Consider the following 16,738-nt stretch of genomic DNA (forward strand, 5'->3'; position numbering starts at 1 on the left):
CGCGTCTGGCGCGGCACGTGTTGAACGGGAAGAGGCGCACGCGATGCCCGGCAGGCATCACGCGCGGGCGGGACGTCAGGTCGCCGCGTTGCCCTGCGGCGCCACGGCCACCGATGCCTCGCTCGTCAGCATCAGGAACGTGAACGTTTCGCGCAGGTACAGGCGAACAACCTTGTCGGTGTGGCTCGTGTAGCCGATCGACACGTCTTCGCCGAGGTGCAGTTCATAGTCGCCGCCGCGGGTGGACAGCACGCAGCCGCCGCTGATCGCCGGCGCCCAGATGATCTCGCCGCTGACGATGCGCTTGATGTGGCCGAGGACCGGGTAGCCCTGGTCGCGCGCTTCGCTCAGCGCCGTGTAGGCGTCCGAGCCGAGCACGACCGAGTACGGGCCGTCGACGCCGGCGAGCCGAAGCGCTTCCAGCGCGTCGCTGATCGCGTCCGGGTACGCGCTGACATCGGCCGGCAGCGTGAGCTTGCGGTTCGACGTGCCTTCGCGGATGCCGACGATGTCCGCGGCGAGATAGCCGTCGAAGATTGCGCCGTCTTCCGCGAATGCGAGTTGTTGCGCGGCGTCCTTCGCCGGCTGCCAGTCGGCGTCGCGCGCACCGCGCTCGACGCTGTCGATCGCATCGCGGCTCAATTCGAACGGCACCGTCAGCTCGACGATCGTGCGCACTTCGCGCAGCCGCGCGTTCACCTGCTCGCGCGGTGCGGCGACCTCGCGCAGATGCCCGGTGCCGACGGCCGACAGCTCAGGGCCGGCAGGGCCCTCGACGTCGACCACGCGGCGCCCGGCCACCGAGCGCTTGAAGGTACGTGCCACTTCCTCCTCGATCTGCTCCCAGGCGGACGAGGAAACCGGCGCGAGTTCGCGGTGCAGGTTATTCATGGGCTTTGGCTCCTTTCAGCGATCCGATGTTCAGCGAGCCGTCACGACGCGACTCGGGCGAGGTGGGGGCCGGCGGCGCGGCGGTGGCGTCGGCCGGTGCGGCGCGATCGGCGAGCGCTTCGAGCAGGTCGGCCGACGGCACGAAAAACAGCGAGCCGGTGACTGCGCGGCTGTAGTCGAGCAGCCGGTCGTAGTTGCCGGGCGGGCGGCCGACGAACATATTCTCGAGCATCTGCTCGATCGGCGCCGGCGAGCGCGCGTAGCCGATGAAATAGGTGCCGAATTCGCCGAAGCCGGGGCGCCCGAACGGCATGTTGTCGCGCAGGATCTTCACTTCCTTGCCGCCTTCGTCGAGGGTGGTCAGCGAGCTGTGCGAGCACGACGGTTTCACGTCCGGCGCGAGCTCGATGTCGGACAGTTTGGTGCGCCCGATGATGCGCTCCTGCGTCTCGACCGCGAGCGCGTTCCAGCCGGCCATGTCGTGCAGGTACTTCTGCACGATCACGTAGCTGCCGCCCGCGAATGCCGGATCCTCGTTGCCGATGACCGTGAAGTCGACCGCCTCGCGGCCTTCCGGGTTCTCGGTGCCGTCGACGAAACCGATCATCGCGCGCTGGTCGAAGTTGCGGAAGCCGTGCACCTCGTCGACGACCGTGACTGCGTCGCCCAGCGCGCCGAGCAATTGAGTTGCGAGCTCGAAGCACAGGTCCATCGCCTCGGCGCGGATGTGCAGCAGGATGTCGCCCGGCGTCGCGACCGCGACACGCTGGCCGGCGCCGAATTCGCGGAACGGATGCAGCGACGCGGGGCGCGGATCGCCGAACAGCGCATCCCATGCGTCGGCGCCGAAGCCGCACACGCAGGACAGGTTGCCGCCCGGCACGCGCTTGCCGACCGAGCGCACGAGCGCGGCGATGTCGCCGCACCACGCGCGGATCGTGTCGGCTCGGTCGGCGCCCGGGTTGACGGTTGCGACGAGGAAGATCGCGCTGCGCGTGATCGGACTGTGAACGGCCTGGGAGAGCGGGGGAAGGGTTTGCATCGCGGCCTGCCGGTCAGTCATGTCGGGACGGACGGGCCGCGGACGCCGCGGCGCGCGAAGACGCACGGTTGGACTGTGTCATGCGACTGTTCTCTTTGTGACATGCGGATGAAGGACGTTGCGCGGGCATCGCGCAACGGGCCGTGGCAGCGGCGGCCTGCCGCCCGGGCGCGCAAGGGGAGGCAGGCAGGATGGCCGCGCGTTCGCCCGGCGCATGACCTCGCCGCACCGCGTAACGTCGTCGAGCCTGCAATCTAGCAGCTTCGGCGGGTCTTTGGAACACGTATCGGCAATCTGTGATTCGAATGGATTGATCGGAGTCCGTTTTCGCGTCGCGGGCGCGCGGCTGTACTCCTGAAGCGCGCGGCGCTGTGCTCTTGAGCGGGTGTGGCGCGTGCAGTAGATTAGGTTCGCTCCGCCCACCGACGAGGACCGTCATGATGAACCTGCTGGAAGCGATGCCGGTTTTAGTCGCGGTGGTCGCGTATGGCGGGGCGTCCGGCGCGGCGTCCGACCTGAAACGCGGCGACGCGGCGGTGAACGCGCGGCTCGATTGCCTCGAACGGGATCCCGGCTGCAGGTCGTTGCCGGACCGCGCAGGCGACGCCATGGCGTGTACCGATGCTGGCGTCGCGTTCCACCCGTGCTGCCGAAGAACGCTGTCCGAGGTCGCGCAAGCCATCGCCAAGATCGATGCGTGCGCAACCGTTCAGGATTTACCCGTCGGGGGCTATCCGCCGCTCGAAACCATCGACCGTGTCGACGGAGCGTCGATCGCGGAACCTATACCATTGCACGAGTCATCGCGTTGAATACGTCCACTGTTTCCGCCGATACGGCCGCCGAGCGCATCCGCCGCCGCTTCGGACACTTCCTCCATGCGGCCGAGCTGGCCGGGCTGATCGTGATCGGCCTCGCGACCGCGTTCGCGATGGCGCAGGAAGCGTGGAAAGTCGTGCTCGCGGGTGAGGTGTCGCTGACCGACCTGCTGCTGATGTTCCTGTATCTCGAAGTGCTCGCGATGGACGTGCGCTACCTGCGACTCGGCCGGCTGCCGGTGCGCTTTCCGCTGTTCATCGCGATGACGTCGCTCGCGCGCGACCTGATCCTGCGCGGCGCCACCGACAGCCCCGAGCGAATGCTGATGACCACGTTCGGGATCGTGCTGCTTGCGGTGGGCGTACTGATCCTCAGCTTCGGTCAGCACCGCTTTCCGGCGGAAGTCGACGATGTCGAGGAGGACGCGCACACGCGTCGTTAAGGCCGCGCCTGGCCGGCGCTGTCGGAGAAGAACGAAGGATTCCGCATCGATAACGGTGTCATCGTTGAAACGGACACAGCCGGCAAGCCTGCCGTGCCCGGCACGGATTGGCCGTTCAAGGGTCACCCGCTCGGGACGCTCGCCAGGCCGTATGCCGCACACGGCATGCGGATTGCTCCGGTTGCCGGACACCCGCGCACGCGTATCCAGCGTGTTGCGCCGCAACGTCGCGGACGTTCCATGCCGGTCGCGGATCGCATACGAGCCATGGTCCGCGTTTGCGTGCGCTGCGGGGTCGCCCGTACCTGCTCTTTTCAGGAAGGACGCCGATAATGGGATCGTTACCTCAGCCGGGAGCCGCGCCATGTCCGGAAGCGACGCATCGTCTTCACGCCTCGATCTTGCGCGGGGCATTTCGCTCGATGACATCGCCGACGGCGCGATGATCGAGGGTCAGGTCGGCGACGCCACGGTGCTGCTGGTGCGCCGCGCCGACGCGCTGTTTGCCGTGAGTGCGCAATGCCCTCACTACGGCGCACCGCTGGCCGAAGGGCTGCTGGTCGGCGACACGATTCGCTGCCCGTGGCATCACGCTGCGTTCTGCCTGCGCACCGGCGAACGGCTGCGCGCGCCGGCGCTCGACGGCCTGACGTGCTGGCGCGTCGAACGTCGAGACGGCCGGGCGGTCGTACTCGGCGAGCAGCCTGCCGCGTCGCCGCCCGTGTCGAACGCGGCCGGATTGCCCGAATCGGTGGTGATCGTCGGCGGTGGCGCGGCCGCTATCGCGGCGGCCGTGACGCTGCGGCAGGAAGGCTACCTGCACGCGATCACGCTGCTGAGCGCGGACAGCGAGCCGCCGTACGATCGACCGAACCTGTCGAAGGACTATCTGGCCGGCACGGCCGAAGCCGACTGGCTGCCACTGCTCGGGGCGTCGTTCTATACCGACCAGCGCATCGACGTGCGCTGCGGCACGCGCGTCGCGCGGATCGACCCCGCGCAACACGCGGTCGAGCTCGCGGACGGCAGCCGTGTCGGCTACGGTGCGCTGCTGCTCGCCACCGGCGCCGAGCCGAACCGCCTGACCATACCGGGCGCCGATCTTCCGCACGTGTGCGTGCTGCGCTCGCGCGCCGATTGCGATGCGCTGATCGGCAAGCTGAAGGCCGCGCGTCGCTGCGTCGTGGTCGGCGCGAGCTTCATCGGCCTCGAAGCGGCCGCCGCGCTGCGCACGCGCGGGCTCGACGTAGCGGTGGTCGCGCCCGATGCACGGCCGATGGCGCGCGTGCTCGGCGACGCGCTCGGCGACACGATCCGCGCGCTGCACGAGTCGCACGGCGTGGCGTTCCATCTTGGCGCGACGCCCACGCAGATCGCGCAGGATCACGTAACGCTGTCGAACGGCGATGTGCTGCCGGCGGACGTCGTGCTGGTCGGCATCGGCGTGCATCCGAACGTCGCGCTCGCGCAAGACGCGGGGTTGCTCGTCGATCGGGGCGTGACGGTCGACCGTTTACTGAAGACGAGCGCGCCGGACATCTACGCGGCCGGCGACATCGCGCGCTGGCCCGATCCGCTGACGGGCGAACGCATTCGCGTCGAGCACTGGGTCGTCGCGGAGCGACAGGGAATCGCCGCGGCGCGCAACATGCTCGGCCGGGAGCAGCCATTCGACGCGGTGCCGTTCTTCTGGAGCCAGCACTACGACCTGACGGTACGCTATGTCGGCCACGCGGAGCAATGGGATCGCGTCGAGATCGACGGCGATCTGCGCGCGCATGACGGTTCGGTGACGTACTGGCGCGGCGACAAGCGGCTCGCGGTCGCGACGATCGGCCGCGATCTTGACTGCCTGCGCGCGGAAGCGGCGCTCGAGCAGCAAGGCGCGACGCACGCGTGAGCAGGCTGCCGACTGTGCGTTGAGCGGTGCACGCTCCGGTCAAGATGTTGCGTATGCAACGGTTGTTGCATCGTCGCGACATGCGCGGAGATGGCCGAACCGGACATGAGCAGATAAACCGCGACTTCGGCTGCTCCATCGAGGTGTTCGCGACGCGGTTCCCGAACGCAATCGACGCGTATCGCGCGTTCGACGTGCACGAGCCGGGCTGGATGAAGGTGAAACCGACGCCATGACGATGCGAACCGGAACGAGGAGGGCTGTGATGAACCAGATCGACGATCGCTACGACAATTGCATGGCCGCGTGCGACGCGTGTGCACATGCGTGCGACGCATGTATCGCGGGGTGCCTGGCGGAACCGGAATCGCACACCCTGGCAGGCTGCATCGCGCTCGACATCGAGTGCGCGCAGCTGTGCCGCCTTGCATCGGGCGCGATGGCGCGCGGCAGCGCGCTCGCGCCTCAGGTATGCGCGCTTTGCTCACATGCGTGCGAGCTGTGCGCGGCCGAATGCCTGCAGCACGCGCAGGACCACTGCCGCCGCTGCGCGCTGGCATGCGACACCTGCGCCGCGATGTGCCGCGCGATGACCTGAGCGATCAGCGCGCGTCGCGAACCTGGCGGGCAACGCGCTGCAGCAGCGCGTCGAGCACCGCCATCTCGACGGGCTTGACGAGGTGATCGTCGAAGCCCGCGCACGCGGTGCGCGCGAAGTCGGCCGGGCTCCCATGGCCGGACAGCGCGACGCAGGTCATGCCGGCCAGTGCGTCGATCGCGCGCAGTTGGTGCAGCAGCGTGAAGCCGTCGACGTCGGGCATCGACAGGTCGACGAGCATCAGGTGCGGAACGAGGTCGCCCGCGAGCGCCAGCGCGTCGTCCGCGTTGTACGCGACGCGCGGCGCGTGGCCCTTGACCTGTAGCAGCACGGCGAGCGTGTCGGCGGAGTCGCGGTTGTCGTCGACGATGAGGATGCGCAGCCGCGCACGGGCCGGTTGTTCGGTTGTGCGCGGTGCGGGCGCATCGCCCGGCGTCGCGCGCGTGGCATGCTCGAGCGGCAGCCGCACCGTGAACGTCGCGCCATGGCCGGGGCCGTTGCTCTCAGCGGCGATCATCCCGCCGTGCAACTCGACGAACGACCGGCAGATCGCAAGGCCGAGCCCGAAGCCGTCCGACGCGCGCCGGCCCGGCACGGCTTCCTGTTCGAACAGGTCGAAGATCGATTCGAGCGAGCCAGGCGCGATGCCGACGCCGTGATCGGTTACGCGGATCGCGACGATCGGCCCTTCGGCGTGCGCGCCGACGTCGATGCGCCCGCCCTGCGGCGAGAATTTAGACGCGTTGTCGAGCAGGTTGTGCAGCACCTGCACGAGCCGCGTGGCGTCGCCGCGCACCACCAGCGGATCGGCCGGCAGATCGACGCGAATGTGCTGCCCGCGCGCGGCCAGCTTCGGCTGGATACTTTCCACGCCGCGGCAGACGAGGTCGCGCACGGTCACCGGCGCGTCGTCGAGTTCGACCTTGCCGGCGGTGATGCGCCCGACGTCGAGCAGGTCGTCGACCAGCCGCGTCAAGTGTCCGACCTGACGGTGCACGGCGTCGCGGCATTGCGCGAGCTCGGGCGCCGGATCGGGCAGGCTCTGCAGCACGCCGACCGAATGGCGCAGCGGCGCGAGATGGTTGCGCAACTCGTGCGCGAGCATCGCGATGAACACGCTGAGCCGGTGCGTTGACACTTCGAGCTCGGCCAGCCGCTTGCGCTCGGTCATGTCGCGCGTGATCTTGATGAAGCCGGCGAGCTGGCCCGCATGGTCGCGCACCGCCGTGATCGTCACGCTTGCCCAGAACAGCGACCCGTCCTTGCGCACGCGCCAGCCTTCGTCCTCGAAGTGGCCGTGCGCGACGGCTTCCCGGAGCCCGAATGCGGGCCGCCCGGCCGCGATCGCGTCGAGCGGATAGAAACGCGAGAAATGGTGGCCGACGATCTCGGCCGTGCGATAGCCCTTGATGCGCTCGGCGCCCGTGTTCCACGTCGCGACGTTGCCGTGCGCGTCGAGCATGAACACCGCGTAGTCGGTGATCGCGCCGACGACGGTCTCGAAGCGAAACTCGGCGAAGCGGTGCCGCAGATCGCGCGCATCGTTGGGTCCGAGCGGCGGGGGCGGATTGGAAATGGTGTCGTCTGTCTTCATCGGAACGGCAAGTCGTATGCGGGCGGAGGAACGCCGCCCCGCCGCAGCCGGCAGGGCCGGCAGCGGCCATTCAAATCGGATTGACACCCCGAAAGCATAAGGGAGGTCAATTCACCTGATCAATGGGGACGCACGGCCTGTGCCGCGCGGCGCCCGTGGTGCGAAATCCTGCCGGTGGCGGCGGTGCGGCATGGCGATTGCATCTCTGTGCGGTCCGCCGCGGCGCTTTGCGGCTACACGAGGACATCGACATGAGCAGCACACTGAACCCCGACAACGAACCGGCCGGCCCGGACGACGACAACGCGCGGCGCGGCCGCGACGGCCGCGCCCTGGGGCCGAGCGATTCGTCCGACAGCGGCAGCGATACGGCGGGCGCGCGGCGCTATCCGTTCGACGTCGATTCGCCGCTCGACGAGCACGCGCTGGAGCGCGGAGACGCGGCCCTCGACAGCGATACGGACCGCGCGGGCACCGGCGAGCGCGCGTCCGCGGACGGCGATTCGGGGCTGGAGGAAGCCGCCGACATCGAGCCGGATCGCACGGACCGGCTGAGCGAGCCCGGCGGCATCGACGATCCGGACGCGCCGGGGAACCCGGCACGGGCGGCGTATAGGGCCATAGCAGGACGACCGGCTGCGCAAAAACTGCAATCCCGTTGCAGATAGGGACGCCCGGCAAGAGACGTGCGGCGACGAGTGGCCGATCAGCGTCGCCCGTCGGCGGGCATCGGGCGCGAGGTGCGGGGATCACGGCGTCGACCGGAATATTGACGTCGGCGTGCCGTCCCTTCGCGCCGGCAGGCGGCACGTGACTTGCAACCGGTTGCCCGACGCGCGCCGCGACGCGACGTGGGGCCGTGCGCGGCACAGGCGCGGATCAAGGAGAGACACGATGCAACGACGATATCCCGGACCGCAAACCGAACGGAGCGGCCTGCCCGACTGGCAGGCGCGCCCCGAACGCGCGTACGGGGACACCGGCGAGCGCGATCTCCGTGGCGACCCATTCCGACGGGACGATGCCGACTACGAATCCGCGTACCGGCGCTTCGCGAGCGAGGACGTCGGCCCGGAAGACTGGGGCAGCGAATGGAGCGAGCGCCCGGCGGGCTCGTGACCGGCTCGTTCCTGCAGGAGAAGCCGAGATGAACATGCGCGACGTGCAACTGCCGCCGGTCGTGTCGGTCGTCGTGCCGACGTATCGGCGGCCCGATTTGCTCGAGCGCTGCCTTGAAGCGCTGTGCGTGCAGGTATTCGATCCGACCACCTACGAGATCGTCGTCGTCGACGACGACCCGGCGGGCAGCGCATGGGAGACCGTCGACGCGTGCCGCGCACGCGTGAGCGATGTGCCCGTGATCCGTTATATGACCGCACCCGATACGCAGGGGCCGGCGGGCGCGCGCAACATCGGCTGGCGCAGCGCGCGCGGCGCGCTGATCGCGTTCACCCACGACGACACGATTCCCGACCCGACCTGGCTGCGTCATGGCGCGGCTGCGCTGCTCGCCGAACCGGCCGCGGTGGCCGCGGCGGGGCGTATCGACGTGCCGCTGCGTGCGCACCCGACCGACTACGAGCGCGACGCGGCCGGCCTCGCGCGTGCGGAATTCGCGACCGCGAACTGCTTCGTACGGCGCACGGCGCTCGAGTGCGTCGGCGGGTTCGACGAGCGCTTCACGCGCGCATGGCGCGAAGACGCCGACCTGATGTTCGCGCTGCGCGAGCATGCGGGACCGATCGTCGAGGTCGACGCCGCGCGGATCGTGCATCCGGTGCGCCCCGCGCGCTGGGGCGCGAGCATCGGCCAGCAATCGAAGGTCTATTTCGACGCGCTGCTGTACAAGAAGCATCGTGCGACCTACCGGCGTCATATCCGGCCGATGCCGCCATGGCATTACTACGCGGCCGTGCTGTTCGTGCTCGGCGCGATCGGCTGCTTCGTGGCCGGGTGGCGCGCGCCGGGCATCGCCTGCGCGGCGGCCTGGGCCGTGATTACCGCCGCGTTCTGCGCGAAGCGGCTGCGCGGCACGCGGCTCACCCCGTCGCACATTGCCGAGATGATCGTCACGTCGATCGCGATCCCGCCCGTGTCGCTGTACTGGCGCATGCGCGGCGCACTTCACTTCCGGGTGTTCTTCCTATGATGCTCGAATCCGTTTCGTCGTCCGGTCCGATCCGCATCGCGGTATTCCGCGCGCTGCAGCTCGGCGACATGCTGTGTGCGGTGCCGGCGCTGCGCGCGTTGCGGCGCGGCGAACCGGCTGCGCGCATCACGCTGATCGGGCTGCCTTGGGCACGCGAGTTCGCATCGCGCTTCTCGGACTACGTCGACAACTTCATCCCGTTTCCCGGCGCGCCGGGGCTCGACGAGCAGCCGGACGCCGAGCCAGCCGCGCGCGAGGCGTTCGTCGCGGAATGCCGCGCGCGCGACTTCGATCTGGCGATCCAGTTGCACGGCAGCGGCGCGCAGACCAACGCGATCGTCGCGTCGCTCGGTGCGACGCGTACCGCCGGCTTCGTGCCGCCTGACGGCGGCACGACCGCGCTCGACTGTTCGCTCGTCTGGCGCGACGGGGAGCCCGAGGTCACGCGCTACCTGTCGCTGATGCGCAAGCTCGGCTATCCGGACTGGGGCGATTACCTGGAATTTCCGCTCGGCGGCCTCGACTATGCGCTATGGCATGTGCTGTGCGACGAACATGCGCTTGATCCGCGCCGCTACGTGATCGTTCATCCGGGCGCACGGATGGCGTCGCGGCGCTGGCCGGCCGAGCGCTTCGCGAGCGTGGCACGGCAGCTCGCGGACGACGGCTGGCAGATCGTGCTGACCGGTACGCGAGCGGAGCTTGCGCTGGCCGGTGCGTTCGTCGAACATCTCGCGCGGCCGTGCGTGAACCTGTGCGGGCGCACGCCGCTCGGCGCGCTGGCCGCGCTGATCGGCCGCGCGCGGCTCGTGCTGTGCAACGACACGGGCGTGTCGCATGTCGCGGCGGCGTTCGGCACGCCGAGCATCGTCGTCGCGTGCGGCAGCGACACGGCCCGCCGGGCGCCGCTCGATGCCGAACGCCATCGCGTGCTCGCGAACTATCCGGCTTGCCGGCCGTGCACGTTCGACACGTGTCCGTACGGGCACGCGTGCGCGACGGCGATCGGTGTCGACGACGTGATGGAACGGGCGTGCGAACTGCTCGCCGAGGAGAGACGTCATGTCACGTAAGCGGTTGCGCGTGCTCACCTGGCACGTGCATGGCAACTATCTGTATTACCTGTCGCAGGCGCCGCACGATTTCCATATCGTGACGAAGCCGCAGCATCCGCCCGGCTACGCGGGGCGGGCCGGGCACCTGCCATGGGGCGACAACGTGCACGAGGTGAGCGTCGAGTGCGTGCGCGACACCGAGTTCGACTGCGTGCTGTACCAGCATCACGATCACTACGCGCACGACCGGTTGCGGCTCCTGAGCGACGCGCAGCGTGCGTTGCCGGCGCTGTTTGTCGAACACGATCCGCCGCGCGAACATCCGACCGACACACTGCACCCGGTGCAGGACCCGAACGTGTTGCTGGTGCACGTCACGCCGTTCAACGCGCTGATGTGGGACAACGGCGTCACGCCGACGCGCGTGATCGAGCATGGCGTGCGGATTCCCGACGGCGTGGAGTATCGGGGCACGCTGCCGAAGGGCGTGACGGTCGTGAACAACATCGCGCGGCGCGGGCGGTGTCTCGGTGCTGACCTGTTCGAGGTCGTGCGTCACAGCGTGCCGCTCGATCTGGTGGGCATTGGGTCGAACGAGCTCGGCGGCATCGGCGAGGTGCCGAACCCGGCGCTCCCGCAGTTCCTGTCGCACTACCGCTTCTTCTTCAATCCGATCCGCTACGCGAGCCTCGAGCTCGCGGTGATCGAGGCGATGACGATCGGGCTGCCGATCGTTGCGCTCGCAACGACGGAGATGGCACAGCTCGTGAAGAGTGGCTGCAACGGGGTCGCCGATACGCGGCCTGCCGTGTTGATCGACGCGATGCGCATGTTGATCCGCGATCCGGACCTCGCGCGCGAGTGGGGCGCGGCGGCGAAGCGCGATGCGTGCGAGCGATTCGGGATCGAGCGGTTCGTGCGTGAATGGGATAGCGCGTTGCGCGACGTCGCGTCGTGAGCGGTTCAGCCGCCGAGGCGGCGCGCTTACGGGCTCGTTGCGCTCGGTGGCGCGCCCGCGCTCGCGGCGCCGCCGGCGCCACTTGCACCACTTGCATCACTCGCGCCTGACGCCGGTGCTGGCGCGCCGCTCGCGGCATTGCGCTCGTGTTCGGGCAATAGCGCGAGGCGGTTGTACAGCGTCTTCAGGCTGATGCCGAGCGCCTTCGCGGTGCGCGGCTTGTCGCCGTTGAAATGACGCAGCGACGCGACGATGAAGCGCTGCTGCGTATGCGCGAGCGTCGTGCCGATATGCAGCGTCATCGCATTGTGTCGGACTTCCTCTCGCGGCTGTTGCCGACGCGGCAACTGCAGTTCGATCTGTTCGTCCGCGAGGATGAACGCACGCTCGAGCGCGTTGCGCAGCTCGCGCACGTTGCCGGGCCACGTATACGCGCGCAGCGCCTTCATCGCCTGCATCGACAGGCGCTTGCGCGTGCGGTGCCGCGCGTTCAGCCGTTCGACGATCTGCAGCGCGATGTCGCCGACGTCGTCCTCGCGCTGCCGCAGCGCGGGCACGTGCAGCGCGATCGTCGCGATCCGGTAGAAGAGATCCTCGCGTAGCCGACCGCTGCGCACGGCCTCCACGGGATCGTGACGAGTGGCCGCGACGATCCGCACATCGAGCGGAATCGCTTCGTGACCGCCGACGCGCATGATCGTGTTCGACTCGAGCGTGCGAAGCAATTTCACCTGCAATTCCGCCGGCATTTCCGCGATTTCGTCGAGAAACAGCGTCCCGCCGCGCGCGGCTTCGAACATGCCCACATGTTGTGCGACGGCGCCGGTGAAGCTGCCTTTCTCATGTCCGAACAAATGGGATTCCGCGATGTCTTTCGGAATGGCACCGCAATTGACGGGCACGAACGGGCCACGCCGGCGCGGGCTCATGTCGTGGATGAGCCGCGCGACGATGTCCTTGCCGGCGCCGCTTTCGCCGACCACCAGCACGCTGACGCGTGTGCTTGCGACGCGCGAAACTTTCAGCAGCAAGTTCTGAATCGTTCGCGAGCGGCCGAACAGTCGCGTGCCGTCATCGTCGGATTTCGACATGAGTGATATCGCGTTGGGAAGTATTGACCGAAACCGTCGAAGACTGGATGAAAAAATGACCGACACGCGTCGTTTTTTCATGTGGAGATCATACCTTTTATGCCGAAATCGGCGGATTGAATCTGGCAATGCCACCGCCGCCGGCGGATAGATTTATTCGATGAGTGCCGATTGCGCGACGTGCTTCTTCTATACTGCTAAGCACTCGATTGTCATGGCAGGACAGCTAGTCTGCTCATTCGTGTGCAGTGCGGACGTGCATGCCAAGTACCGGCGTCATGCCCCGCATTGCATGCCAGCCGCGGTTTCGGCCGATGCTTGGCGCCGGGGCCGCATCACAAGGAGCTTCGATGCCTTATGTCCTGATCGTCGAAGACGATGCCGATACGCGCATGATGCTCGCGACGCTCGCCCAGGCGCAGCAACTCGCCTGCGACACGGCCGCGACGCTCGAAGAAGCGCGCACGCTCGTTTCGACGCATACCCCCGATCTCGTGTTGTGCGACCTCGTGCTGCCGGACGGCAACGGGATGGATCTGTTCGACGCATTGCCCAAGCACGCGCATTGCGAAATGGTGCTGACCACCGGTCACGCAAGTCTCGAAACCGCGATCGACGCGTTGCGGCGCGGCGCGACCGACTATCTGGTGAAACCGCTCAACATGCAGCGGCTGAACAGCATCTTCGCGCGCGTGCCGCGCACCACCGCGCTGCACGAGGAAATCGCCGAATTGCGCTCCGAGCTGAAGCGTCTCGGCCGCTTCGGCCGGATGCTCGGCAGTTCGCCCGCGATGCAGGCCGTCTACGATGCGATCGGCCGCGTCGCGCGCACCGAAGCGTCGGTGCTGCTCACCGGCGAATCGGGCACGGGCAAGGAGCTCGCCGCGCAGACGGTTCACGATTTGAGCCTGCGCCGCCGCGGCCCGTTCCTCGCGGTGAACTGCGGCGCGATCGCGGCGAACCTCGTCGAGAGCGAGATGTTCGGCCACGACCGCGGCAGCTTCACCGGCGCCGAGCGGCAGCACAAGGGCTTCTTCGAACGCGCCGACGGCGGCACGCTGTTCCTCGACGAAATCACCGAGATGCCGGTCGAATCGCAGGTCAAGCTGCTGCGCGTGCTGGAAACCGGGCGGCTCACGCGGCTCGGCTCGACGCGCGAGATCGACGTCGACGTGCGCATCGTCGCGGCCACCAACCGCGATCCGGAAGCCGCGATGGCGGACGGCAAGTTGCGGCCCGACCTGTTTCACCGGATCAACGTGTTTCCGATCCCGCTGCCGTCGCTCAGAGAGCGCGGCGAGGACATCCCGATGCTCGCCGACGCGTTCCTGCAGCGCTACAACGAGGAAAGCGGCCGCAACCTGCGCTTCGCGCCGGCCGCGCGCGAAGCACTGAAGACCTACGCGTGGCCCGGCAACGTGCGCGAGCTGCGCAACTTCGTGCAGCGCGCGAGCATCTTCACCGACGCGGACGTGATCGACACGCTGCCGCCGCCGATCATGGAAGAACTGTCGAACATGGTCGACTCGGACGAGGAGCGCGTGACGGTACCGTTCGGCACGCCGCTCGAGGAAGTCGACCGCAAGCTGATCCTCGGCACGATCGCGCAATGCGGCGGCGTGAAGGCGCAGGCGGCGGAGGTGCTCGACGTCAGCCTGAAGACGATCTACAACCGGCTCGCGCAACTGGAAGACGAAGTGGAGAAACCGGATTCCTGATGTCGTGCCGGACATGCTCATGCGCGCGCACCCGCACGGCGACGCGTTTCTTCGTCGAGCCGGCGGCGCATGCGCTCGACATGCGGCGGCAACGTGCGCCGCTCGCCCAGGATCCACAACAGGCTCGCGAACGCGGGCGCGATGCCGCGTTCGAGCCACAGGCGCGGAAACATGCGGTCCATATGCACGCGGCATCGGCGCGGTAGGGCGTGGTCCGGTCGAGCGCATCCTGCGGGCACTCCGCGATCAACCAGTCTGCGCGGCGCGCGAGCGTGTCCTCGATCGCGAAGCGTTCGTCGGGGAAACCGTCGGTCACACGCTGATGCAGCCGGCGTGCGTGGTCGAGCGCATGGAACGTCATGACGAGCGGAATCCCGAGATGCTTCTTCACGCGTAGCGCGGCCTCGCCCGACACGAAGCAGTTCGCGTGCATCACGTCGACCGGGTCGGGCTCCTGCCGCATGCGCGCCGTCATGTAGTCCGCAAGCGTGCCCGTATAACGTAGCAGCCGTTCCTTCGGGATATCGGCGGGCGGCCCGACCGGCACGTGGATCACGCGCATGCGCGGACCGATCCGCGCGACTTCCAGCAGGTGCGGATTGTCGCAGCGCGTGCGGACGTCGACGTCGAGGCCGTGCTCGGCGCTTCGTGACGTTCGCGACATAGATGTTCTGCACGCCCGCATCCACGCCGCCAATCACTCCCAGCGGCGACGCATCTTCACCGATCCACGCGGTTCCTTGCATGGTGCTGCTCCCGAGATCGGGGCCACGCCGGCCAGCCCCGTTGCGTCCCCCTTCGGCAATCACCATACCCGCCACTTTGCTGGGCGCATGCCCCGCCCCCGTGCCGAAAAAATTACAACGCGTTGGATGAAAGGTCGTCCGGTCAGCGCGTCGCGCGTGCGCGCCGCGTATTGCGCGCGGCACGCGATTTGCGCCACCCGGATGTCCGCCGGCCATGCCGGCATCACCCGACAGGAGGTCACGATGAAGGTATTCCCGTTGCAAGCCCGCGCTCCGCGATTCCGCCGTCGTGCCGCGAAGCGTCTCGGCATGGCGGTCGCGATCGCCGCGGCCACTGCCTGTATCGCCGTCGCGCCGAACGTGTTCGCCGCAGGCGACGACGGCACGGCATCGTCATCCATGTCGTCGTCGACGCATTCGAGCACCGGTACGAAGATCCGCGACGCGACCATCACGACCAAGGCGAAAGCCGAGCTGGTCGGCACGAGCGGCCTGTCGGCCGGCGACATTCATGTAAAGACGCGCCACGGCATCGTGATGCTGACCGGCAGCGTGCCGGATGAACAGCAGCGCACGCAGGCCGTCAGCGTCGTCAAGCAGATCGACGGCGTGCAGGACGTGCGCAACCAGTTGACCATCCGCCCGAAATAACTTCGGCCTCGTAGAAGGAGTCCAGTGATGAACTGCATGCTCAAACCGGTCGGCGAGCAGACGATCGTGATCACGGGCGCCACGAGCGGCATCGGCCTCGTCACCGCGCGCAAGGCGGCACGGCGCGGGGCGAAGCTGGTGCTGTTCGCGCGCAACGAGACCGCGCTGAACACGCTGTGCGAGGAAATCCGCCAGCACGGCGGCCTTGCGGTGCCGGTCGCCGGCGACGTCGGCATTCTCGAGGACCTGCAACGCGCGGCCGCGAAAGCGGCCGATACCTATGGCGGCTTCGATACGTGGGTCAACAACGCGGGCGTGTCGATCTTCGGCACGGCGGCGGCCGTGCCGCTCGAGGATCAGCGCCGGCTGTTCGACACCAACTACTGGGGCGTCGTGCACGGCTCGCTCGTCGCGTCGGACCATTTCCGGCGCAAGAGCGATTTCCACGGCGGCGCGATCATCAACATGGGCAGCGAGGCGTCCGATGCGCCGGTGCCGCTGCAAAGCGCGTATGCGGCGTCGAAGCACGCGGTGAAGGGCTTCACCGATTCGCTGCGCCTCGAGATCGAGTCGGATCACTTGCCCGTGTCCGTCACGCTCATCAAACCGGCCGCGATCGACACGATGTTCGTGATGCACGCGAAGAACTACATGAACGTCGAGGCGAAGCTGCCGCCGCCGATTTACGACCCGGACCTCGTCGCCGACGCGATCCTGTTCGCCGCCGCGCACCCGCGCCGCGCGCTGTTCGTCGGCGGCGCCGCGAAGCTGACGTCGGCCAGTGCCTATCACGCGCCGCGCCTGTTCGATCGCGTCGCCGCCACGCTGTTCTCGCGCGGCCAGCGCACGGTGCGACCGGCGCGCCCGCGCGACGACAACGCGCTGTACGAGTCCCGCCATGCGCTGCACGAGCGCGAAGGAATGGAAGGGCTCGTGCTGCGCGGCTGCGCGTACAACGCGGTGGTGCAGCAGCCGAAGGTCGCGGGTGCGGTCGCGCTCGGCGCCGCGGCGCTCGTGGTTGCCGCGCTGGCACGTGCGCGGCGTGCCTCGACGTAACCGCGTTCGTTTCCGTATCCCGGTTTCT

The 16,738-nt window shown here is 68.3% G+C and carries 15 protein-coding genes and 2 pseudogenes; 12 read left to right on the forward strand and 5 right to left on the reverse strand.

Features of this window, described 5'->3' with window-relative positions; all coding sequences use genetic code 11:
• Nucleotides 1–75 precede the first annotated feature (75 nt).
• Complete coding sequence (locus LGM71_RS26125) at nucleotides 76–891, reverse strand: family 1 encapsulin nanocompartment shell protein (RefSeq protein WP_059605914.1); 816 nt, start codon at nucleotides 889–891, stop codon at nucleotides 76–78.
• Nucleotides 884–1,954, reverse strand: coding sequence for a Dyp-type peroxidase (locus tag LGM71_RS26130; RefSeq protein WP_226117348.1), 1,071 nt, complete (start codon nucleotides 1,952–1,954; stop codon nucleotides 884–886). The genes LGM71_RS26125 and LGM71_RS26130 overlap by 8 nt, the downstream gene beginning before the upstream one ends.
• A gap of 416 nt (nucleotides 1,955–2,370) precedes the next feature.
• Between LGM71_RS26130 and LGM71_RS26135 the strand changes: the two genes are divergently transcribed.
• The 4 genes from LGM71_RS26135 to LGM71_RS26150 all read left to right on the forward strand — a co-directional run bounded on the left by LGM71_RS26135 (nucleotide 2,371) and on the right by LGM71_RS26150 (nucleotide 5,692).
• On the forward strand, nucleotides 2,371–2,745 hold the full coding sequence (locus LGM71_RS26135; protein ID WP_226117350.1) for a LysR family transcriptional regulator: 375 nt from the start codon (nucleotides 2,371–2,373) through the stop codon (nucleotides 2,743–2,745).
• A complete protein-coding gene (locus LGM71_RS26140) occupies nucleotides 2,742–3,194 on the forward strand; it encodes a phosphate-starvation-inducible protein PsiE (RefSeq protein ID WP_124901555.1) in 453 nt (150 codons plus the stop codon). The genes LGM71_RS26135 and LGM71_RS26140 overlap by 4 nt, the downstream gene beginning before the upstream one ends.
• A gap of 364 nt (nucleotides 3,195–3,558) precedes the next feature.
• Nucleotides 3,559–5,094: an FAD-dependent oxidoreductase gene (locus LGM71_RS26145; protein ID WP_226117351.1), complete on the forward strand. Its 1,536-nt coding sequence runs from the start codon at nucleotides 3,559–3,561 to the stop codon at nucleotides 5,092–5,094.
• A gap of 265 nt (nucleotides 5,095–5,359) precedes the next feature.
• Complete coding sequence (locus LGM71_RS26150; protein ID WP_175817575.1) at nucleotides 5,360–5,692, forward strand: four-helix bundle copper-binding protein; 333 nt, start codon at nucleotides 5,360–5,362, stop codon at nucleotides 5,690–5,692.
• Nucleotides 5,693–5,696: 4 nt separating this feature from the next.
• Here the strand turns inward: LGM71_RS26150 and LGM71_RS26155 are convergent, their stop codons facing one another.
• Nucleotides 5,697–7,286, reverse strand: coding sequence for an ATP-binding protein (locus LGM71_RS26155; protein ID WP_226117353.1), 1,590 nt, complete (start codon nucleotides 7,284–7,286; stop codon nucleotides 5,697–5,699).
• Between the two features lie 158 nt (nucleotides 7,287–7,444).
• On the opposite strand from LGM71_RS26155, the gene LGM71_RS26160 reads away from it, so the two are divergent.
• From LGM71_RS26160 to LGM71_RS26180, 5 genes and pseudogenes are all read left to right on the forward strand, one after another.
• Nucleotides 7,445–7,954 carry a hypothetical protein gene (locus LGM71_RS26160; protein WP_413226913.1) on the forward strand — a complete coding sequence of 170 codons (510 nt, stop codon included), beginning with the start codon at nucleotides 7,445–7,447 and terminating at the stop codon, nucleotides 7,952–7,954.
• A gap of 226 nt (nucleotides 7,955–8,180) precedes the next feature.
• Nucleotides 8,181–8,396, forward strand: a pseudogene (locus LGM71_RS26165) (transporter); the annotation flags it as partial.
• A gap of 37 nt (nucleotides 8,397–8,433) precedes the next feature.
• Entirely contained in the window at nucleotides 8,434–9,435 is a 1,002-nt protein-coding gene (locus LGM71_RS26170; protein WP_226117357.1) for a glycosyltransferase family 2 protein, read from the forward strand.
• Nucleotides 9,432–10,508 carry a glycosyltransferase family 9 protein gene (locus LGM71_RS26175; RefSeq protein ID WP_226117359.1) on the forward strand — a complete coding sequence of 359 codons (1,077 nt, stop codon included), beginning with the start codon at nucleotides 9,432–9,434 and terminating at the stop codon, nucleotides 10,506–10,508. The genes LGM71_RS26170 and LGM71_RS26175 overlap by 4 nt, the downstream gene beginning before the upstream one ends.
• Nucleotides 10,498–11,448, forward strand: a complete 951-nt coding sequence (locus tag LGM71_RS26180) for a glycosyltransferase (protein WP_124625466.1) — start codon at nucleotides 10,498–10,500, stop codon at nucleotides 11,446–11,448. Before LGM71_RS26175 ends, LGM71_RS26180 begins: the two co-directional genes overlap by 11 nt.
• 26 nt (nucleotides 11,449–11,474) lie before the next feature.
• On the opposite strand, the gene LGM71_RS26185 is transcribed toward LGM71_RS26180, so the two are convergent.
• A complete protein-coding gene (locus tag LGM71_RS26185) occupies nucleotides 11,475–12,539 on the reverse strand; it encodes a sigma-54 interaction domain-containing protein (protein ID WP_226117361.1) in 1,065 nt (354 codons plus the stop codon).
• Nucleotides 12,540–12,889: 350 nt separating this feature from the next.
• Between LGM71_RS26185 and LGM71_RS26190 the strand changes: the two genes are divergently transcribed.
• Nucleotides 12,890–14,257: a sigma-54-dependent transcriptional regulator gene (locus tag LGM71_RS26190; protein ID WP_124625462.1), complete on the forward strand. Its 1,368-nt coding sequence runs from the start codon at nucleotides 12,890–12,892 to the stop codon at nucleotides 14,255–14,257.
• A gap of 121 nt (nucleotides 14,258–14,378) precedes the next feature.
• Here LGM71_RS26190 and LGM71_RS26200 read toward each other — a convergent pair.
• A pseudogene (locus LGM71_RS26200) lies at nucleotides 14,379–15,003 on the reverse strand (glycosyltransferase); the annotation flags it as partial.
• Nucleotides 15,004–15,246: 243 nt separating this feature from the next.
• On the opposite strand from LGM71_RS26200, the gene LGM71_RS26205 reads away from it, so the two are divergent.
• Nucleotides 15,247–15,654: a BON domain-containing protein gene (locus LGM71_RS26205; RefSeq protein ID WP_124901563.1), complete on the forward strand. Its 408-nt coding sequence runs from the start codon at nucleotides 15,247–15,249 to the stop codon at nucleotides 15,652–15,654.
• A gap of 27 nt (nucleotides 15,655–15,681) precedes the next feature.
• On the forward strand, nucleotides 15,682–16,710 hold the full coding sequence (locus LGM71_RS26210; RefSeq protein WP_226117363.1) for an SDR family oxidoreductase: 1,029 nt from the start codon (nucleotides 15,682–15,684) through the stop codon (nucleotides 16,708–16,710).
• Nucleotides 16,711–16,738: the final 28 nt, after the last annotated feature.

Origin of the sequence: Burkholderia sp. AU33545, assembly GCF_020419685.1 — a bacterium.
In the GTDB taxonomy this organism is placed as follows: domain Bacteria; phylum Pseudomonadota; class Gammaproteobacteria; order Burkholderiales; family Burkholderiaceae; genus Burkholderia; species Burkholderia diffusa.